The following is a 20,321-nucleotide window of genomic DNA, read 5'->3' as shown; positions in this document are numbered from 1 at the left end:
GCATGAAGCATCTGGGAGTCACCCGGTCCGCGTTGCGTGAGGCGCACGCAGTGATCACGCCTGATACGTTCGTTCGCACGGCGCTCGCCGAATGGCCTGGCAGCGCGGTGGTGCTGCACATCGCGCCGGTCGTCGGGCTGGGGGCAAGGTTCGTGCAGTTCACGGCCGAGATGCCGGGTGGGGCGCGGGCCAGTGAGTCTGCGCTGGGCTATCAGCGGTTCGTGTTCGTGCTGGACGGCGAGGTGCAGGTCGAGGTGGACGGGCAGTCCCGCACGCTGGGCGAGTCGGACCACGTGTTCTTCCCGGCAGGCGTGGCGCACACACTAGAAGCGAAGGGAAACGCGCGGGTGGCGGTGTTCGAGAAGCCGTACCAGGCGGCGCCGGGCGTGGAGGCACCCCCGGTGTGCTGGGGCAACGAGCGGGAGAATCCGGGTTCGCCGTTCGAGGGGGACGAGCGGCTGATTGCGCGCAAGCTCCTGCCGGATGATTCGCGCTTCGATTTCATGATGAGCACCATGAGTTTCGCGCCGGGCGCGACCCTGCCGTACACCGAAGTGCATTACATGGAGCACGGTCTGCTGATGCTTTCGGGCGAGGGCCTGTACAAGCTTCAGGAGACGTATTACCCCGTGCAGACGGGGGACGTGATCTGGATGGGCGCGCACTGCCCGCAGTGGTACGGCGCGCTGGGCCGCGACTGGAGCAAGTACCTCCTGTTCAAGGACATGAACCGCCATCCCCTCACCCTGACCGGAGGCCAGCCGTGAACCGCCGCACCCTGCCCCTGACCGACCACTACGACGTCCGCCGCGGCGAGGACGGCCACCGTTACCTCCACCCGCTGGTGCGGGGCTTCCCGCTGCTGCGCTTCCCGCTGCTGAACAAGGGCACGGCGTTCACGGAGGCCGAGCGGGAGGCGCTGGGCCTGGACGGCCTGCTGGCCCCGCAGGTGGATACTCTGGACGCGCTGGTCGAGCGGCAGTACGCGGAGTACGCGCAGATCACGGAACCCCTGGACCGGCACGTATTCCTGCGCAACCTGCAGGACCGCAACGAGGTGCTGTTCTACGCGCTGCTCTCGGCGCATGTCGAGGAGATGCTGCCGGTGGTGTACACGCCGACGGTGGGGCTGGCGGTGCAGCGCTTCAGTCAGATCTACCGGTACCCGCGCGGCCTGACCCTGAGCACCCGGAACATCGACCGCGCTGGGGCGGCGTTGGCGAACGTGCCGCTGAATGACGTGCGGATCATCGTGGCGACCGACAGCAGCGCGATCCTGGGGATCGGGGATCAGGGGTTCGGGGGCATGGCGATCAGCATCGGGAAGCTGTCGCTGTACACCGTGGCGGGGGGCGTGGGACCGGACAAGACCCTCCCGGTCGAACTGGATGTGGGCACCGGGCGCGCGGACCTGCGGGAGGACCCGGCGTACCTGGGCGTGAAGCATGAGCGCCTGACCGGGGACGAGTACCTGCGGTTCGTGGACCGCTTCGTGGAGGCCACCATCCAGCGGTACCCGAAGGCGATCATCCAGTGGGAGGATTTCAGCAAGGACGCGGCGTTCGAGGTGCTGCGCCGCTACCGCCGGGTGGTGCCGAGCTTCAACGACGACATCCAAGGCACGGGCGCGGTGGTGCTGGCCGGGGTGCTGAACGCTTGCCGGATGAAGGGCGAGGCGCTGCGCGATCAGGTGGTCGTGGTGCACGGCGCGGGCGCGGGCGGGGCGGGTGTGGCCCTGGCGATCCGTGAGGGCATGCGCCGCGAGGGCCTGAGCGAACCGGAGATCGCGGGGCGGGTGTTCGTGCTGGATTCGCGCGGCCTGCTGACCGACGACCGCAACATGGAGGACTACAAGCGCGACCTCGCTACACCGAAGGCCCTGACGGACGGGTGGGCGGGCACCGACCTGGAAAGCGTGATCCGCGAGGCGAAGGCGACCTTGCTGCTGGGCCTCAGCGGGCAGCCCGGCATCTTCAGCGAGGCCGTGGTGCGGGCCGCGCACGCCAACACACCCCGCCCGCTGGTGTTCCCGCTGAGCAACCCCACGGCGAACACGGAGGCCCTTCCGGCGGACATCCTGGCCTGGACGGATGGGCAGGCCATCGTGGCGACCGGCAGTCCCTTCGATCCGGTCAGCCTGAATGGCGAGACGCACGAGATCGGGCAGGGCAACAACGCGTTCATCTTCCCCGGACTGGGGTTCGGCGCGATCCTGGCGCGCGTGCGTGAGGTCACCGACGAGATGGTCACGGCCGCCGCGTACGCCCTGGCGGAGTACACGCAGGCGAATCATCCGGGCCGCACCTACCCGCCGGTGGATGAGCTGAGTCACGCGAGTATTCACGTCGCGGTGGCCGTGATCCGGCAGGCGCTCGCGGACGGGGTGGCCACCGAGTTCACGCTGCGCGGCCAGAGTGACGCGGGGCTGCTGGACACCGTGCGCCGCAAATTCTGGCAGCCGAAGTACCTGCCGTTCCGCCCGCACGGCGCAGGGCAGGGAGGGTGAGAGCCGCCACCTGATCCTGAGCGCGGTGCGGCGCCCGGCCCGCCCAGACGGTCCGTCTACCGCCCGGTTGCTCCGCGCCTCCCGGGGTCTGGTGAGTCTGCCCCCGCTTGGTGGGGTGGCTGCCCTGCCGGGTGGGCCGAGTCTCTATGATGGAGTATGCCGCTGAACTTCCTGAAGAAATCCGTGGCGGGGAAGGCCCCTGAACCTCGCCAGGAGCGGTCCCGGGTGGACGACCGGTTTGAACGGCACCTGCGCGTCGCCCTGCGGGACCATCCGGTCGAGGTGCGGGGTCCGGTCGTGCTGAATGACGTGCTGGCCATGGTGGTGCAGGCGGGTGACACGCAGGGCACCCTGCAGAAGATCGCGCAGTTACGGCTGGACTTTGAACTGTTTGACCGTCAGTCGCAGACGCCAGTCGTGGGGATCATTCTGTCCTCGCGGTCTTACGGACGTGACCGTCGGCGCGCGCCGGCCGCGGCGGCCGAGCCGGACTCGGGCCGGGCGATCATCTCGGTGCTGCATCTGAACCCGAGCCGCCTGACGGACGTGCTGTCCATCCGGGAGACGCTGCGGGCCTACCTGCCCGACTGACCGTGCGGGTCAGCGGCGGTCGGGGTCGGCGGTGGGGGTGGGGACATGGCCGGGGTGCAGGCGGCCCAGGAGTGTCCCGAGGGGTTCCGGCCGGGCGATGTGGTAGCCCTGGGCAGCGTCGCAGCCGAGGTCGCGCAGGACGTGCAGCATGGCTTCGTCCTCGACGCCCTCGGCGACGGTGCGGAGTTTCAGGTCCCGGGCGAGGCGGATGGTGTTCCCGAGCAGCGCACCGCGCGTGCTGGCACGCGGGCCCAGGCGGGTACTATCCCGCAGGAAGGACCGGTCGAGTTTGACGGTGTCGAGGGGCAGTTCGGCCAGCAGCGCGAGACTGGAGTGCCCACTGCCGAAGTCGTCGAGGGCCACGTGCACGCCTGCGCGCCGCAGCTGATCAAGGTGCTGACAGGCCAGTGCGACGTTCTGCATGACCGAACCCTCGGTGACTTCCAGCGTGAGGGTGTGGGGTGAGGCGCGCTGTTCTTGCAGGATGGCCAAGACGTTCTCGGCGAAGTTCGGGTTGAGCAGCTGGATGGGGCTGACGTTCACGTTCACCCGCAGGGGCGTGAACCGCTGCGCGTCCTTGACGTCGTGCAGGGCGCGGCGCAGGGCCCAGTCGCCGAGCTTGGCGATCAGGCCGGAGCGTTCCGCGATGGGAATGAAGGTGCTGGGGGGCACGCTGCCCAGCGTGGGGTGCTGCCAGCGCATCAGGGCTTCAATGGCGGTCCACTGGCCGCTGCGCAGGTCCTGCACGGGCTGGTAGAGCAGGGTCAGTTCGCCGCGCTGGTCGGCGTCCTGGAGGGCCGTTTCCAGCAGGTGGCCGTACTGCGTGCGGCGCAGCATGGCTTCCTCGAACACGCCGAAGTGCTCACGTTCGTCCAGGGCGTGTTGCAGGGCGATGTTCGCGTGGCGCAGCAGGGTGGGGACGGGCAGCGCGTGGGGAGATTCGGCGTACCCGGCGGTGAGTTTCAGGGCGACGCCACTGTCGTGCAGCGTGAAGGGCTGTTCGAGTTCACGCAGGATCAGCGCGGGGTTGGGGCTGTCCGGTCCGGTGGTGACGAGGGCCATGCCGCTGGAGGACAGGCGCGCGACCACGTGGTCGGGGCCGAGGTGTTCCAGTCGGCGCGCGAGTTCACGTAGCAGCGTGTCGACGCGGGTGTGGCCGTACAGGCCGCTGAGTTCCTGCAGGCGGGGCACCTCGATGATCAGGGCGCTGCGGACGGGCGTATGGATGAGCCGCTCGAGCAGGCCGGAGCGGGTGAACGCGCCGGTCAGGTCGTCGCGCTGCGAGCGTTCCCGCAGCTGCTGCTCGCGCAGGTGCAGGTGGTCGAGCAGGTCGTTGATGGTGCGGGCCAGCAGGCCCAGTTCGGTGCGGTCGCGGGCGTCGAGCCGGTGGGTGGGGTCGCGGGTGATGAGCTGCGTGTCGCGCTTGTAGCCTTCCAGGACGCGCAGGACGCGGCGGTTGAGGAACAGCAGGAAGCTGATCACGGCGAGGAGGGTGGCGATGAGCATGGTCAGGCGCAGCTGCTGCGCGCCGCGCAGGCCGGCAGCGTGAACGGCGCGGGGGATCGTGAGTTCCAGCGCAAGCTGGGGGGGGCCGCCCGGGGCGCTCAGGGGGGACGTGGCGCGGACGCGGTCTTCCGTGAAGGTGACCTGCGTGCCGGGGCTGGGCGCGCCGCGCAGCGTGGCCTGGAAGATGCCGCCCTGGTACGTGAGTTCATCAAGGACGTCGGGGGTGAGGGTCCGGGCGAGCAGCATGATGCCGCCGCGGCCGGTGCCGTCGTCGCGGGTGATGGGGCGCGCCGCGAGGATGTACGCGGTGGCGCCGCGGCGGATCACGCCGGCGGCCCCGTCGGGGGGCAGGGGGCGTGGCAGGGCGCGCAGGAAGTCCTGGACGACGGGCGTGGCGTCCACGATCTGTTCGCCGCGCAGGGTGGCGGCGGACAGCAGCTGGCCGCCGGGCGCGGCGACGCCCCAGTAGTCGACCTTGCCGCCGATGAACGTGCCGGGCACGAGGTTGGCGCTCAGGTAACGGGCGTTGCGTCCGGCGGCGTACTCGTAGGTTTCGGTCCAGAGGCTGAAGTTCAGCACGAACAGGCTGACGCGGGATTCCTCGGTGGTCACGTTGGCGCGGGCGATGTCGCTGAACTGCTGCACCTGGGTGCGTTCGATGGTGGTGAACTGCCCGTTCATGAAGTCCGGCAGGACCACCAGCAGGATGGCGCCCAGGGGGATGAGCAAGGCCAGGACCAGCCCGAGGAGCTGCACGCGCAGCGAGATGGACCAGCGGTCCTTCAGGGCCCAGGCTGGGCGCGGCACGCTAGTGGTCCTGGCGGTGGTGCGGGTGGGGGGGCATGACGGTCGAGCGGAGCTCCTTGGGAGGGGTGGCAGGGGGAAGCGGGAACGGGGATCGCTGGAGCTGAGCGGGGCGCACCTGTTGATGTTCAGACTAGTGGCCGCTGTGGCGGGGGAACAAGCGTGGTGGCCGCAGGGGGTGTCTTTATGATCGGGGGGTGAGGTGGGGCGGGGGACGCACGTCCCGGCCTTATTCCTGAGGATAGACTCAGTTATGGCACGACCCAGGCAAATAAGTGATGAGGTGATCGTCGCCGCGGCGCAGGAGGTGTTCCTGGAACAGGGCTTCAGCGCCACCACCGCCGCGATTGCCCGGCGCGCTGGCGTGTCTGAGGGCACGCTGTTCAACCGGTTCGCCAGCAAGGAGGACCTGTTCGTCGCGGCCATTGGCCTGCACCGCCAGGCCCGCTGGCAGGCTGAACTGCTGGAGGTAGCCGGGCAGGACGACGTGCGCCGCAACCTGGAACGGGCGCTGCTGAGCATGCTGCGCGAGGCCGAGCAGCTCGTGCCGAAACTCATGGTGATGTTCTCGCGCGGGCATGATCCCTCGCACAACCCGATCCTGATGCGCCTGGGGGACCCCATGCAGGTCGCGGCGCGCAACATCGCCGCCTACCTGGAGGCCGAGGTCCGCCTGGGCCGCCTGCGGCCGCTGGACGCCGAGGTCACGGCCCTGAGCCTCGTGGGGGCCCTGTCGCACTACGTGCACCGCGAGCAGATGATGCCCGGGCAGGGTGCAGGGCTGGAAGCCGGGCGGTTCGTGCGCGGCCTGATGGACCTCCTGTGGCCCGGCATGGCGCCCTGAAGCCCGAGTGAACGCCGCATGACAGACAAAAGTAAGTATTCACTCGTTAATGGGGACATGAGCCCAGGGCCCGGCCCTGACAGGCGGACGAGCGCCAACGCCCCACCGGACCGGCCAGCTCTGCGCACCGCCCTGCCCCCCCATTCTGACCTGAGGACCGACATGACCCATTCCGCCACACGATGCCTGCTGTTCCTGGCCCTGCTGCTCGGACCCGCCGCGGCGCAGACAACGCCCAGCCCGCCACAGACTGCTGCCCCCCAGGCTAGCGCGCCCCTTGATACGCTGCTGCTCACGCTGCGCGCCGCGCCGGGCTGGCGCTCGGCGGACCTGACCTTCCGCGCGGCGCAGCTGCAACTGGACAGTGCCCGTGCCCGCGCCGGACTGAACCTGAGCGCCGGGGCCAGCGGGACCCTCACGAAAGCGCCCTGGGACGGCGGGGACTGGACCGGGAACGGCGCGGTGACCGTTACCGCCAGCCTGCCGGTGCTGCCCTGGTCCCCGCTGCTGGAGGGCGTCCGCAGCGCCGAGCGGGCCGTGCAGGCCGCGGCGCTGGACCTGCGCGCGGCGCGCGGCAGCCTGACTGTGCAGGTGTGGCAGGCGTACGCGGGCCTGCGCGGCGCGGCGGACGCCCTGACGCTGGCCGACGCGCAGCTGACGCTGAGCACGCAGGCGCTGACCATCGCCCGCGACCAGCGCGCGCAGGGCCTGCTCAGTGAGGGCGGCGTGCTGGACCGGCAGGCGAGCCAGGAGGCCGCGCAGGCCGCCCGCGACCGCGCGGCGCGGGCCGTGACGCAGGCCCGACTGAGCCTGACCCGGCTGCTGGGCGCCGATCCGCTGCCTGCCGCGCCGGACCTGAGCCGCGCCCTGCCGGACCTGAGCCCCGCCGGGGACGAGGCGACACTGATCGCGCGGGCGCTGGCGCAGCGGCCCGAGGTGCGCCGCGCGCAGGCCACGCTGGCCGACGCGCAAGCGCAGCGGGACGCGGCCGTGCTGAACGCCCGCCTGCCGGACCTGACGGCCAGCGTGAGCGCCGGACAGCTGGCCAGCGCGTCCGGGGCCGCGGGCCGGACGGTCAGCGGCAGCCTGAACTTCACGACCGGCGTGCTCGCCGCGCAGCTGAACGTTCCGCTGCGGGAGGTCAAGGCGCCCGTGAGCGGCGTGAACCTGGCCCTGAACGCCTCCATCCCCATCCTGGGCCAGACCGACGGTGTGGTCGCGGCACAGGCGCAGGTGGGTGTGCAGCAGGCCGCCCTGGCGCTGGACGTCGCCCGCCAGAGCGTGGAACTGGACGTGCGCACACGCCTGCTGGCCGTGCAGGACGAGCAGGGCGCGCTGGACGCCGCCCGCACCCGCGTCCGCGCGGCGGAACTGACCGCGCAGGCCGCGCAGGCCCGCCTGGACGCCGGGCTGGGTACGCGCCTGGACGTGCAGCAGGCTGCGCTGAACCTCACGCAGGCGCAGCAGGCCCTCGCCGCGCAGCAGGACCGCGTGGCCGTGGCGGGCGCCGCGCTCGCGCAGGCCACCGCCGACCTTGACCCCCTGCTCCTGACCCTTCCCGCCCCCCTGCCCACCGGAGGCCGCCCATGAAGCGCACCCTGACCCTGATCCTCGCCCTGAGCGCCGCCCCTGCGGCCGCGCAGACCGCCCCGACCTCCCTGACCCTGGGGAGCGCCGTGACCCGCGCCGTCACGCTCGGCGTGGACGTCACCACGGCCCGCGCGAACCTGCAAAAAGCGCAGGCGAACCTGCGCGCCGTGCGTGCCGACCCGACCAGCATCATCACGACCCTCACGCAGGCCGAGCAGGACGTCGCCGCGCAGACGGCCGCGCTGAACGCCGCCAAACTGACCGCGGCGCAGTCGGCCATCAGCGGGTACGTGCAGGCCTACGAGGGCGCGCAGAGTGCCGCGCTGGCCCAGGCGCAGGTGGCGCTGTCCGACCGGCAGCTGAAGATCGCGCAGGCCCGCCTCGCGGCGCGGGTGGCGACCAGCCTGGACGTCAGCCGCGCGCAGAACGCCCTGAATGGCGACCGGCAGGACCTCGCCAGTGCCCAGGCCAGCCTGCCGGTGCTGGAGGCCACGCTGGCGCGCACCCTGAACCTCCCGGCCGGGACGGACCTGAAACTCAGCGCGCCCGGCGACGCGCCGAAACTCAGCGTGACCCTCGCGGCGTTGCAGAGCGGCCTGGACAAGCGCCTGCCCGCGCTGGTGCAGGCCGCAAACGGCGTCACCCTCGCGGGATTGCAGGTGAAACTGGCCGACAACGACTACACGCCGACGCGCACGCTGGAGGACGCCCGCACCGCGCTCGCCAACGCGCAGCGCGGCCTGGAGGACGGCACGCGGGCCGCGCAGACCGGCGTGCGGGACGCATACCGCGCCGCGCAGGACGCCCAGGCGCGCGTGACCGTGGCCCGCGACGCCGCCGTGAACGCGCAGGAGGCCCTGCGCAACGCCCAGGCCCGCCTGAAGGCCGGAACGGCCGCCGCCGTGGAGGTGCAGCAGGCGCAGCTTCAGGCGCAGCAGGCCGCGCTGAGCGTGCAGCAGGCCGTGGACGGCGTGTGGCGCGCCCTGGCCGGGCTGGGCGTCGCCGCCGGGCAGGACGTGACGGGACTGGTGAACTGACGTGCGGCGCACCACCCCGCTTCTGCTGGTCACGCTGACCCTCAGCGCCTGCGCCGCCAAGACCGGCGCGGACGTGAAGAACGACCTGGACGCCGCGCCCGCCAAGACCACCACGCTCCAGGTAGCGACCGTTCCCGCCCGCAGCGGCACGCTGGACGCCCAGCGCAGCGTGAGCGGCACCATTGAGGCGCAGCGGGACAGTCAGGTCGCCGCGCAGTCGGGCGGCGTCGTGAAGACCCTGCTGGTGCAGGAGGGGGATCAGGTCACGCGCGGGCAGGTGCTGGCGCAGCTGGACGACACGGCGCAGCGCCAAGCCCTTCAGAACGCTCGACTGCAGGTGCAGCAGGCGCAGATCAGCCTTGCGCAGACGCAGCGCAGCACGCAGAACAACGCGGGCAGCCTGAACGCGTCCGTGCAGGCGGCGCAGGCCAGCCTGGCGCAGGCGCAGGCGGGCGCGCAGAGCGCCGAGAACCTCTACCGGCTGGGCGGCATCAGCCTGTCGGACGTGCAGGCCGCCCGCGCGCAGCTCGCGCAGGCGCAGAGCGCCCTGGCGCAGGCCCGCGCGAACCTCTCGCAGAACGGCCAGAGCGCGCAGGGCAGCGTGCCCCTGCAGGAGGCGCAGCTGGCCCAGGCGCGCGCCAGCGTGCAGCAGGCCGAGGAGAACCTGGCCCGCACCGCGGTTCGCGCGCCCTTTGCGGGCACCGTCGCGGCGCTGAACGTCGAGGTGGGCGAGTTCGCGCAGCAGGGCAGCGCCGTCGCCCGGCTCGTGGACCCCGGCAGCCTGCGTGTGAAGTTCAACGTGCCCGCCACCGACGCTGCCACCCTGGTGGACGGCGCGAAAATGAACGTCGGGTACGGCGGCGTGAACTACGTGGGCACGGTCACGGGCGCGCCGGGCGTGGCGGGCACCAACCGCCTCGTACCGGTCACGGCGCGCGTGCAGGGCGGCGCGAACCTCCCGGTGGGCGGCGCCGCGCAGGTCCGCTACCGCGTGCGGCTGGGGCAGGGCGTGCTGGTGCCCAGCGGCGCCGTGCAGGCCGAGAACGGGCAGAACGTCGTGTACCTCGTCTCTGGCGGCGTGGCCCGCCGCACCCCGGTCAGCGTCGTGGCCGAGAGCGGCGCGCAGGTCGCCGTGCGCGGCCTGGACGCGGGCGCGGACGTCGTGAGCCCCGTTCCGGCCAGCCTGCAGGACGGCGCGCGCGTGCAGAGCAGCGGGGGAACCCCGTGACGCGGCCAGCGCAGGCGGTGCGCGCGTGAGCACGCACGAACCCCCGGAATTCAACCTGCCGCAGGGCACCCTGCCGGACGGCACGCCGGAACCGAAGGTGCATCCGCTGGTGCGCTTCAGCGTGAAGAACTACGTGTTCTCGGTGGGGATCTTCGTGCTGCTGGTCCTGGCGGGGCTGGCTGCGACGTTCCGGCTGGGTGTGGAACTCCTGCCGAACTTCGAGGTGCCGGTCCTGGCGGTGTCCACGTCGTATCCCGGCGCGAACCCGGATCAGGTGGACCGCGAGGTCAGCCGCCGCATCGAGGACGCCGTGAGCACCCTGGCGGGCGTGGAGGACATCAACACCACCTCGGTCAGCAATCAGTCGGCGGTCGTGATCACCTTCAATGACGGCACGGACGTGGATTCCGCGGCGAACAGCGTGTCACAGGCCGTAGCCGCGATCCGCGGGACGCTGCCGGACGGCGTGAAGGCCCCGGTCGTGCAGAAGTTCGACCCGAACGCCACGCCGATCCTCACGCTGGCCCTGCTGGGCGGCAGCAACCCCCCGGCGCAGGTCACCACCTACGCCGAGGACGTGCTGGTGCCGCGGCTGGAACGCGTGGACGGCGTGGCGGACGTCAGCGTGACCGGCGGCCCGGCCCGGCAGGTGCAGGTGCTGCTCGACCCGGCGCGGCTGCAGTCGTTCAACCTGAGCCCCGCGCGGGTCACGCAGGCGATCAGCGCCAGCGCGCTGGACCTCCCGGCGGGCACCGTGTCGCAGGGCGGCACGCAGACGCAGTACGCGACGCGCAACACGCCCCGCAGCGCCGCCGACGTGGCCGCGATCACGGTGGACAGCGGCAGCGGCGTGCAGGTTGGGGACGTGGCGCGCGTCCGGGACGCCGCCGCGGACGCCAGCAGCCTGGCGCGCTTCAACGGGCAGCCCGCCGTGCTGCTCAGCGTGCGTAAGGGCAGCGGCACGAATTCGGTGGCGGTGGCGGACAGCGTGCGCGCGGCCATGCAGGCCCAGCCGCTCCCCGCCGGGTACACGCTGAAGATCGCCAGTGACACCACCCGCTCCACGCTGGGCAGCGTGAAGGACACCTTCAAGGAGTTCGTGCTGGCCGTCGGCGCGGTCGGCATCATCTGCCTGCTGTTCCTGGGCCGGCTGAACACCGTGCTGGCCGTGGTCCTGGCGATTCCCATCTCGATCAGCGCCGCGCCGCTGCTGTACGCCACGCTGGGCTTCACGTTCAACATCATCTCGCTGCTGGCGATCATCGTGGCCATCGGGATCGTCGTGGACGACTCGATCGTGGTGGCGGAGAACGTCCAGCGCTACCGGGACCTGGGGTACAGCCGCCTGCGCAGCGTGCTGCTGGGCGGCAGCGAGGTCTTCAGCGCCGTGACCGCCGCGAGCTTCTCGCTGCTGGCCGTGCTGATCCCCCTGAGCCTGATGCCCGGCATCCTGGGGCAGTTCTTCAGTCAGTTCGGGCTGGGTATCGCGGCGGCCATCGTGCTGTCGTGGCTGGAAAGTCTGCTGTTCCTGACGGTCCGCATGGCGTACACGAACGACCCGCAGCCGGTCGGGTGGGCGCAGGTGCCCGGCGTGCTGGGCCGCTTCCCGGCGCTGCTCCAGTCGAGCCTGCGGGGCGTGCGGTCCTTCTGGGGCTGGGCAGGGCTGATCGTGGCGGGCGCGGGCGTGTCCGTGGCGCTGAAGGTGGCGGGCCTGCCGGTCGCGCTGGCCGTGGGCATCGCGGCCGTCCTGGCGCCGCTGACGCTGGCCGCCGCGCGGTACCTACTGGGCGCGCTGCTGGCGCTGCTGGAGGCCGTGACGGGCACCCTGCACGGCGTCGTGAACGGCGGCGTGCAGCGCACCGCCCGCGCGTACGCCCGCAGCCTGAACGTGGCCCTGCGGCGCCCCTGGGTGGTGCTGCTGATCGCGGGGCTGTTCCTGCTGAGCGCGCCGCTGGCGCTGCGCGGCGTGGGCTTCGCGTTCACGCCCAAGTCCGACAGTGGCATTGTCGCCGTGGACCTCAGCCTGCCGGTCGGGACGGACCTGAACGCCACCAACCGCGTCACCGCGCAGCTGGAGGACGCCCTGCTGGCGCGCCCCGAGGTGAAGCTCGTGGAGACCAGCGTCGGCGCGGGGAACGGCGTGAGTGGCGCCAGCGCCAACGAGGCGAACCTGACCGTCACCCTGATCGACAAGGCCGAGCGGCCCGGCATTGACGCGCTGGTCGAGCAGTACACGCGTCTGCTCACGCCCATCGGCACGCGCGCGCCCGGCAGTGAACTGCGCGTCGGGACGCAGCAGACCGGCCCCGGCGGCAGCGCCGACATCTCCCTGGCCCTCACGGCGCCCAATCAGGCGCTGCTGGAACAGCGCAACCGCGAGGTGGTGCGCCTGCTCGCGCAGGACCCGAACCTCCGCACCGTCGAGAGCAGCCTGAGCGCCACCCGCCAGGAGCGCACCTTCACGCCCGACGCCACCCGCCTGACCGGCACCGGCCTGAGCGCCAGTGACGTCGCGCAGGCCCTGCGCACGTACAACGACGGCTCGGTCGCGGGCAGCGTCCGCGACGGGGACCGCAGCGTGGACATCGTCGTGCGGCTCGACCCGGCCCTGATCAGCAGCGAGCAGAGCCTGCTGGCCCAGACCGTGTACGCCCCGGCCCTGAGTACCAACCTGCCGCTGTCGCAGCTGGGCGCGTTCCAGCTGGCGCAGGCGCCCGCCACGCTGCTGCGCCTGAACAAGGCGTACACCGCCACGCTGAACATCAACGTCGTCCAGGGCGGCCCGAACCCGTTTGCGTACCAGAAAGAACTCGTCAGCCGCGTCCAGAAGGCCGGGCTCCTGACCGGCGGCGTGACGCTCGGGAACGCCAGCGCGTTCGGCAGCGCCGGCCTGACCGGGGACCTCGTGTTCTACGGCCCGATCCTGATGCTCCTGGCGATCATCCTGACGTACCTGGTGCTGGGCAGCCAGTTCAACTCGTTCCGGTACCCCATCTACCTGCAACTCCCGATTCCCATTGCGGTGGTCGGGGCGCTGTGGACGCTGAACTTCTTCGGCGTGAACCTCGACGTGATCACGGTGCTGGGCATGGTGATCCTGCTGGGCCTGAGCACCAAGAACTCGATCCTGTACCTGGAGTTCGTGACGGAACGCGTCCGGGCGCTGCCCCTGAGGGACGCGCTGCTGGAGGCGGCGGAACTGCGTTTCCGGCCGATCATCATGACGACCCTGACCGTGCTGGTCATCAGCATTCCGCTGGTGCTCGGCCAGGGCGAGGGCGCCGAGTTCCGCCGGGGGCTGGGCATCGTGATCCTGGGCGGCGTGATCACGTCCACACTGCTGACCTTCTACGTGGTGCCCAGCGTGTTCTGGCTGTTCGAACGCCGCCGCCTGCAACCCGACACCGTCCACGCCCAGGTGGAGGGCCCCTCCCCGCTGGGCGCCGGGGACTGACCTGACCTCGCAGGGCGGCTGGACCGGGTCCGGCCGCCCTGACGCCTGCCGGGCCGAGCCGCGCAACCCAGCAGGGCACGGCTCACACAGCCTCCGTTCTTGCCCAGCCTGCAGGGTTCGCACCAGCTGTTCAAGTTCAGTCCGGATCAGGAACTCCTGAAGAGCTTGGTCAGCCGCTCAGATCAGGCGGCTCCTATGGTGAGGCATGACCAGTGCGCCCCCCCCGGATCCGACCGTCCTCAGTGGGGCCGCGCTGACGCGGGCCGTGGTGAACAAGGAGGTCGAGAAGGCCGAGCGGGCCGCGTGGCCGACATTCATACTGGCCATCCTGGCCGGGATGTTCATCGGCCTGGGCGGCATGTTCTACACGCTGATCGAGGCGGGCGGCATCGACTTCGCGTTCAAGCAGGCGCTGGGCGGGCTGGGCTTCTGCGTGGGGCTGGTGCTGGTCCTCGTGGCTGGAGCGGAACTGCTGACCGGGAACGTGCTGCTGGTCCTGGCCGCCGTGCGCCGCCGCGTCACGTGGGCGCAGGTGGCGCGCAACTGGGCGCTGGTGCTGACGGGAAATCTGGTGGGCGGCGTGCTGCTGGCCCTGCTGGTCGTGGCGTCCGGTCATCCGAATCTCGACGGGGGCGGCGTGGCGCAGCAGGCCGTGACGATCGCTGCGGGGAAGGTGGCGAAGACGCCCGCGCAACTGCTGTTCAGCGGCGCGCTGTGCAACATGCTGGTCTGCCTGGCCGTCTGGATGGCCTTTGCTGGGAAAACCCTGGCGGACAAGATCCTGGCGGTGCTGCTGCCGGTCACGGCGTTCGTCGCAGCGGGCTTCGAGCACTCGGTGGCGGACATGTACCTGCTGCCGCTGGGCCTGCTGCTTCAGGGCAGCGTGCCGGCCGTGCCGGGATCGTCCCTGGACGCGGCGCACGTGGCTGTGACGCTTGTTCTGGTGACGGCAGGGAACATCGTGGGGGGCGCGGTGTTCGTGGCGCTCGCGTATCACTTCGCGTACCCGGACGAGCCTGCCCGGGCCTGAACTGTGCAGTAAAGCCCGCCCGCGCGTACAGGGCGGCGGCACTTCGGATAGGGTGTGGGCCGCGCATGACGACCCAGCCGCCGACCTTCCCTGCCCTCTCTCCTTCCGGGCCGCGCCGCGTGGTGCTGGCTGCCGCGTCCTCCGGCAGCGGCAAGACGACCGTGGCGGCGCTGCTGTGCCGCGCGCTGCGCGCGCGGGGCGTGCGGGTGCAGCCGTTCAAGTTGGGTCCGGACTACCTGGACCCGACGCATCTGACGCGCGCGGCGGGCCGGGAGGCGCGCAACCTGGACTCGTTCCTGCTGGGTCGCCAGAGACTGCGGGAGCTGTTCGCGCGGGCGGCGGCGCAGGCGGACGTGAGCGTCCTGGAGGGCGTGATGGGCCTGTTCGACGGGCGCGACCCCACCAGTGACGAGCACTCCACGGCGGACCTGGCGCTGCTGCTGGACGCGCCGGTAGTACTCGTGCTGGACGCGGGCGGATCGGCGCGCACGGTCGCGGCGGTCGCGAGTGGCCTGCGGGACTTCCGACCGGACCTGCGCGTGGCAGGCGTGATCCTGAACCGCGTGGGCGGCGCCGGGCACGCGGCGCTGTGCGAGGCGGCGCTCGATCAGGTCGACCTGCCCGTGCTGGGCTGGGTGGCGCGCGACGCCGGGCTGCACCTGCCCGAGCGGCACCTGGGCCTCCTGAGTGCCGAGCAGGCCGCCTGGGACACCGCCGCCGCCGACCGCGCGGCTGAGGGCCTGCGGCTGGACGCCCTGCTGGACGCCATCCACGCCCCGGCCCTGCCGGACGCGCCCGCCCCCGCGCAGGCGGGCGCGCCGGTGCGGGTGGCGCTGGCGCACGACGAGGCGTTCCACTTCTCGTACCCGGACGCGCTGGACGAACTGCGCGCGCAGGGCGCCGAATTGATCCGGTTCAGTCCGCTGCGGGACGCGGCCCTCCCGGCGGGCGTGGGGGGCGTGCTGCTGCCCGGCGGGTACCCGGAAGCGCACGCGCACGACCTGAGCGCCAATGTGGCCATGCGCGAGTCCATCCGCGCGTTTGCCGTATCGGGCGGGGCGGTCCTCGCCGAGTGCGGCGGGCTGATGTACCTCGGGGAATCGCTGGAGGTAGACGGGCAGGAGGTGCCCATGTGCGGGGTGATCCCCTACCGCACCCGCATGACGCCGCGCCTGACCCTCGGGTACCGCGACGCGACCGCGCTGCGGGACACCCTGGTCGCCCCGGCGGGCGCCACGGTGCGTGGACACGAATTTCACCACTCGGTCCTCACGCACGCCCCCACCCGGCCCGCCTGGACCTGGACCGCGCACGACGGCACCGTCACCGAGGAGGGCTACGCGCACGGGAACGTCCTGGCCAGCTACCTGCACCTGCACCTGGGCGCCGACCCGGCCCTCGCCACCCGCTTCCTGGCCGCCTGCCGCGCGGTGACCGCTTGAGGGGCGCCCCGCGCCGGGCGCTGCTGTTGGCCCTCGCCCTGGACACGCTGGGGGAACCACCCGCCCCCGCACACCCGGTCGTGTGGATGGGGCACCTCCTGCGCCGCGCGCGCGCCGCGTGGCGGGGACAGACACCGCGCGCCCAGCTGATCGAGGGGGGCCTGGGCTGGGCCGCCGGGGTCACGCTAAGCGCGGCCCTGGGCGGGGCGGCCGGGCGGCTGCCGTGGTGGGCGCAGGGCGTGGTCCTCAAACCGCTGCTGGCCCGCACGGCCCTGCTGCGCGCGGGGGCGGAGGTCGCCGGGGCGCTGGACGCCGGGAACCTGCCCGAGGCGCGACGGCTGCTGTCCTGGCACCTCGTGAGCCGCGACACGGCCGACCTGACAGCCTGCGAGGTGGCGGGCGCGGCCATCGCCAGCCTCGCGGAGAACCTGAGCGACAGTGTGGTAGCGCCGCTGCTGCACGCGCGGCTGGGCGGCCTGGGCTGGGCCGCCGCGTACCGCTTCACGAACACCGCCGACGCCAGCTGGGGCTACCGCACGCCCGAGCTCGAATGGCCGGGGAAGGTCGCGGCCCGCGCGGACGACTTGTTGAACCTCGCCCCGGCCCGCCTGAGCGCCGCGTGCCTGCTGCTTGCCGCCGGCGGCCGAGGCTGGCGGGAGTGGCGCGCGGACGCCAGGCGCACCCCCAGCCCGAACGGCGGGCACCCCATGAGCGCCGCCGCCGGGGCCCTCGGCGTGCGCCTGGAGAAGCGTGGCGTGTACACCCTGAACGCCGCCGGGCGCGACCCCGACGGGGCCGACCTGCGTGCCGCCCTGACCCTGGTGAACCGCGCGGCGCTGCTGGCGGCGCTGGTCTGCCTGCTGCCCCTGCCCCGGCGGCTGATGGAGGCGCGGGCATGATTCCCCTGATTCCCCGCGTGCCGCACGGCGGGCCCGGCGCGCAGCCCTTTACCGGGCTGGATTTCAGCGTGAACGCCAACCCGTACGGCCCCAGCCCGCACCTGATCCAGGCGGTGCGGGACGCCGACCACGCCCACTACCCCGATCCGACCTACGGCTGGGTGCGGGAGCGGCTGGCCGCGTGGCACGGCCTGAGCCCCACCGAGGTCACCCCGGCGGTGGGCGCCTCGGAGCTGCTGCACCGCCTCGCCCGGCTGTGCCTGAGTGACGGGGGCCTGCTGCTGAGCGTGCACGCGCCCTTCGGGGAACTCGCCCGCGCCGCCGCGCTGCTCGGCGCGCCCGTCACGACCGTGCCCGAGGTGCCGGACCTCCTCCCGGCCGGGACGCGCCTCGTGTACGTGGCGTACCCGCACAACCCGACCGGCCTCGCCCCCAGTCCCGAGGATTTGCTGGCCCTGGCCGAGCGCTGCCTCGCGGTGGGCGCGCTGCTGATCGTGGATGAGGCGTACGCACCCTTCGTGGCCCGGCCCGCCGTGCCGCGCCACCCCGCGCTGCTGCGCCTGCTTTCGCCGGGCAAGGCGCACGGGCTGGTGGGCGCGCGCCCCGCGTACGCGCTGGCCGCGCCGGACGTGATCGCCGCGCTCGACAACCTCGCCCCCGCGTGGCACGTGCCGGCCGGGACGGCCGGGGTGCTTGCGGCCCTGCCGCACGCCGCGCGCTTCCTGGCCGAGACGCTGCCCAGGGTCGCCGCGCACGCCGCCGCGCTCGCGGACGACCTGCGCCCGCTGGGCCGGGTGGAGCACCACGGGACGCCGTTCCTGACGCTGCGGGTCGGGGACGCCCGCGCCCTGAGTGCACAGCTGCTCGCGGCGGGCGTGCGGGTGCGGGACTGCGCGAGTTACGGCCTGCCGGACCTCATCCGCGTGAGCACGCGCCTGCCGGGCGAGAACCGCGTGCTCGTGCGCGAGCTGCACGCCAGGCTGGCGGTGGGAGGACGACATGGGTAAGGCGATCATGGTGCAGGGCTGCACGAGCAGCGCGGGCAAGAGTTACCTCACGGCAGCGCTGTGCCGCGCCCTGTCGAACGCGGGCGCGCGGGTCGCGCCGTTCAAGGCGCAGAACATGAGCAACAACGCCGGGGTGACCCCGGCGGGCCTGGAGATGGGCCGCGCGCAGCTCGTGCAGGCCGCCGCGGCGCGCGTCACGCCGGACGTGCGGATGAACCCGGTGCTACTGAAACCGGAAGCGGACACCCGCTCGCAGGTCGTGCTGCTGGGGCAGGTGAACCGCGAGATCACCAACCTGCCCTGGCGTGAGCGCAAGGCGCACCTGTGGCCGCACGTGCAGGGCGCGCTGCACAGCCTCATGGCCGAGTTCGACGTGGTCGTCATCGAGGGTGCGGGCAGTCCCGCCGAGGTGAACCTGCGCGCGTCGGACATCGTGAACATGCGCGTGGCGCTGGAGGCCCGGGCAGCGGTGCTGCTCGCCAGCGACATCGACCGGGGCGGGTCGTTCGCGCACCTGCTCGGCACCTGGCACTGCCTGACGCCCGAGGAACGCGCGCTGCTGCGCGGCTTCGTCCTCAACCGCTTCCGGGGCGACGCGCGCCTGCTCTCGCCCGCCCCCGAGTGGCTGGAGGCGCAGACCGGCGTGCCGACGGTCGGGGTCGTGCCGATGCTGGACATCCCACTGCCCGAGGAGGACGGCGTGTGGGCCGAAACCGGAGCGGCACGCGGCGGGGATCAGGACGACGGGTTCGTGGCGATCGCGCGCCTGCCACGCGTGTCGAACCTCGACGAGTTCGCGCCGCTCGGCCCGCTGGCCCGCTGGGTGGCGACCCCAGCGGACCTGGCGGGCGCGCGGGCGGTGATCCTGCCCGGCAGCAAGAGCACGGCCGCCGATCTGGCGTGGCTGCGCGCCACCGGACTCGCGGGCGCCGTGACCCGCGCCGCCCACGCGGGCGTCCCTGTGCTCGGCGTGTGCGGGGGCCTGCAGATGCTCGGGCGCGTGATCCGCGACCCGCACAGTGTGGAGGGTGCGCCGGAGGTACCGGGCCTGGCTCTCCTCGACCTGGACACCACTTTCGCGCCGGACAAGACCACCACCCTGACCACCTTCACGGACGCCGAGACAGGCCTGACCGTGCAGGGCTACGAGATCCACCACGGTCAGAGCGGGGCCGGGCCGGGCGTGCAGACCCTCGCCCCGGGGCGGCTGTGGCGGCAGGGCAACGTGCGCGGCACGTATCTGCACGGCCTGCTGGAGAACCCCGCGTACCTCGAGCGCTTCCTGGGCTGGGCGGGCCTGCGTCCCCCGGCGGGCCTGGACTCGCTGGACGCCCGGCTGGACGCCATCGCCGCGCGGGTCGGCGCGGCCCTCGACCCGGGCGTGCTGGAGGACCTCCTGTGACGCTGGTGTTCGTGACGGGCGGCGCGCGCAGTGGCAAGAGTAGTTTCGCGGAGACCCGGGCGGCGCGGGGGGGCGCACCCGTCACGTACGTGGCGACCGCGCAGGCCTTCGACGACGAGATGCGGGACCGTATCGGACGGCACCGCGCGGACCGTCCGGCCGGGTGGGTGACACGCGAGGAGCCCGTGCACGTCCCGGCGGTTGTGGGAGAGGTGCAGGGCACGGTGCTGCTCGACTGCCTGAGCCTGTGGATCAGCAACCTGATGCTCGCGGACTGGACGGACGACGCCGTGCTGGCCGCCGCCGACGATCTGCTGCGCGCCGCGCGGGACCGGGGCGGCGTGACCGTCATGGTCACGAACGAGGTGGGCTTCGGGATCGTGCCGGACAACGCCCTGGCGAGGCGGTTCCGGGACCTGCTGGGCTGGGTGAACCAGCGCGCGGCCGCCGCGTCGGACGAGGCGTGGCTGATCGTCAGCGGCCGGCCCCTGCGCCTGCCCTAATGCAGTGAGGGCATACCCTGGGCTGGTATCATTTCAGGGACCGGTTTCCCCGCCCCTTGCCTCCAGGAGTGCCCCCCATGCGACCCATCCTGCTGATCGGCCTGCTCACCCTGAGTGCCTGCGCGCCCCGCGCCGCCACGTACACCACGGTTTCCGTGCAGGACCTGCGTGACGCGCAGGCGAAGGGCGAGTACGTCCTGGACGTCCGCACGGACGCCGAATACCAGGAAGGGCACGTCCCGGGCGCGGCGCTGCTGCCGCTGGCGGACCTGGGCGCCCGCATGAACGAGGTGCCCAGGGACCGCCCGGTGTACGTCATCTGCCGCAGTGGCAGCCGCAGCGCCCAGGCCAGCGCGCAGCTCGTGAAGGCCGGGTACACGCAGGTCTTCAACGTGGACGGCGGCATGAACGCCTGGACCAGAGCCGGCTATCCCGCCGAACGCTGAGCACGTCGATCACCGCCGCGTCGCGTGGCAGA

The 20,321-nt window shown here is 72.4% G+C and carries 16 protein-coding genes; 15 read left to right on the top strand and 1 reads right to left on the bottom strand.

Features of this window, described 5'->3' with window-relative positions:
- Positions 1-2: 2 nt before the first annotated feature.
- The 3 genes from allE to IEY63_RS09130 all read left to right on the top strand — a co-directional run bounded on the left by allE (position 3) and on the right by IEY63_RS09130 (position 3,097).
- Positions 3-767: a (S)-ureidoglycine aminohydrolase gene (gene allE, locus IEY63_RS09140; protein WP_189068693.1), complete on the top strand. Its 765-nt coding sequence runs from the start codon at positions 3-5 to the stop codon at positions 765-767.
- Positions 764-2,506, top strand: coding sequence for an NAD-dependent malic enzyme (locus IEY63_RS09135; protein ID WP_229784602.1), 1,743 nt, complete (start codon positions 764-766; stop codon positions 2,504-2,506). Before allE ends, IEY63_RS09135 begins: the two co-directional genes overlap by 4 nt.
- Before the next feature lie 156 nt (positions 2,507-2,662).
- A complete protein-coding gene (locus IEY63_RS09130) occupies positions 2,663-3,097 on the top strand; it encodes a hypothetical protein (RefSeq protein ID WP_189068692.1) in 435 nt (144 codons plus the stop codon).
- Positions 3,098-3,106: 9 nt separating this feature from the next.
- On the opposite strand, the gene IEY63_RS09125 is transcribed toward IEY63_RS09130, so the two are convergent.
- A complete protein-coding gene (locus tag IEY63_RS09125; RefSeq protein WP_189068691.1) occupies positions 3,107-5,410 on the bottom strand; it encodes a putative bifunctional diguanylate cyclase/phosphodiesterase in 2,304 nt (767 codons plus the stop codon).
- A 250-nt stretch (positions 5,411-5,660) separates the two neighbouring features.
- On the opposite strand from IEY63_RS09125, the gene IEY63_RS09120 reads away from it, so the two are divergent.
- The 12 genes from IEY63_RS09120 to IEY63_RS09065 all read left to right on the top strand — a co-directional run bounded on the left by IEY63_RS09120 (position 5,661) and on the right by IEY63_RS09065 (position 20,289).
- The gene (locus tag IEY63_RS09120; RefSeq protein ID WP_189068690.1) at positions 5,661-6,251 is read left to right on the top strand and encodes a TetR/AcrR family transcriptional regulator; all 591 of its coding nucleotides are present in this window, start codon (positions 5,661-5,663) and stop codon (positions 6,249-6,251) included.
- 162 nt (positions 6,252-6,413) lie between these two features.
- Positions 6,414-7,841, top strand: a complete 1,428-nt coding sequence (locus tag IEY63_RS09115; protein WP_189068689.1) for a TolC family protein — start codon at positions 6,414-6,416, stop codon at positions 7,839-7,841.
- A complete protein-coding gene (locus tag IEY63_RS09110) occupies positions 7,838-8,878 on the top strand; it encodes a TolC family protein (RefSeq protein WP_189068688.1) in 1,041 nt (346 codons plus the stop codon). Before IEY63_RS09115 ends, IEY63_RS09110 begins: the two co-directional genes overlap by 4 nt.
- Position 8,879: 1 nt before the next feature.
- Positions 8,880-10,106 (top strand): efflux RND transporter periplasmic adaptor subunit, encoded by a 1,227-nt coding sequence (locus IEY63_RS09105; RefSeq protein WP_189068687.1) that lies wholly within the window; start codon positions 8,880-8,882, stop codon positions 10,104-10,106.
- Positions 10,107-10,131: 25 nt separating this feature from the next.
- The gene (locus tag IEY63_RS09100; RefSeq protein WP_189068686.1) at positions 10,132-13,560 is read left to right on the top strand and encodes an efflux RND transporter permease subunit; all 3,429 of its coding nucleotides are present in this window, start codon (positions 10,132-10,134) and stop codon (positions 13,558-13,560) included.
- Between the two features lie 205 nt (positions 13,561-13,765).
- Positions 13,766-14,590 carry a formate/nitrite transporter family protein gene (locus tag IEY63_RS09095; RefSeq protein ID WP_189068685.1) on the top strand — a complete coding sequence of 275 codons (825 nt, stop codon included), beginning with the start codon at positions 13,766-13,768 and terminating at the stop codon, positions 14,588-14,590.
- Positions 14,591-14,655: 65 nt separating this feature from the next.
- Positions 14,656-16,032 (top strand): cobyrinic acid a,c-diamide synthase CobB, encoded by a 1,377-nt coding sequence (locus tag IEY63_RS09090; RefSeq protein WP_189068684.1) that lies wholly within the window; start codon positions 14,656-14,658, stop codon positions 16,030-16,032.
- Positions 16,029-16,931, top strand: coding sequence for an adenosylcobinamide-phosphate synthase CbiB (gene cbiB / locus IEY63_RS09085; protein WP_189068683.1), 903 nt, complete (start codon positions 16,029-16,031; stop codon positions 16,929-16,931). The genes IEY63_RS09090 and cbiB overlap by 4 nt, the downstream gene beginning before the upstream one ends.
- A complete protein-coding gene (locus IEY63_RS09080; RefSeq protein ID WP_189068682.1) occupies positions 16,928-17,938 on the top strand; it encodes a pyridoxal phosphate-dependent aminotransferase in 1,011 nt (336 codons plus the stop codon). Before cbiB ends, IEY63_RS09080 begins: the two co-directional genes overlap by 4 nt.
- On the top strand, positions 17,931-19,340 hold the full coding sequence (locus IEY63_RS09075; RefSeq protein WP_229784601.1) for a cobyric acid synthase: 1,410 nt from the start codon (positions 17,931-17,933) through the stop codon (positions 19,338-19,340). The genes IEY63_RS09080 and IEY63_RS09075 overlap by 8 nt, the downstream gene beginning before the upstream one ends.
- Positions 19,337-19,843 (top strand): bifunctional adenosylcobinamide kinase/adenosylcobinamide-phosphate guanylyltransferase, encoded by a 507-nt coding sequence (gene cobU, locus IEY63_RS09070; RefSeq protein ID WP_189068681.1) that lies wholly within the window; start codon positions 19,337-19,339, stop codon positions 19,841-19,843. The genes IEY63_RS09075 and cobU overlap by 4 nt, the downstream gene beginning before the upstream one ends.
- Positions 19,844-19,920: 77 nt before the next feature.
- Complete coding sequence (locus IEY63_RS09065) at positions 19,921-20,289, top strand: rhodanese-like domain-containing protein (protein ID WP_189068680.1); 369 nt, start codon at positions 19,921-19,923, stop codon at positions 20,287-20,289.
- Positions 20,290-20,321 lie beyond the last annotated feature (32 nt).

The organism is Deinococcus radiotolerans (assembly GCF_014647435.1).
GTDB lineage: Bacteria > Deinococcota > Deinococci > Deinococcales > Deinococcaceae > Deinococcus > Deinococcus radiotolerans.
This window is presented reverse-complemented; position numbering and strand designations above follow the sequence as displayed.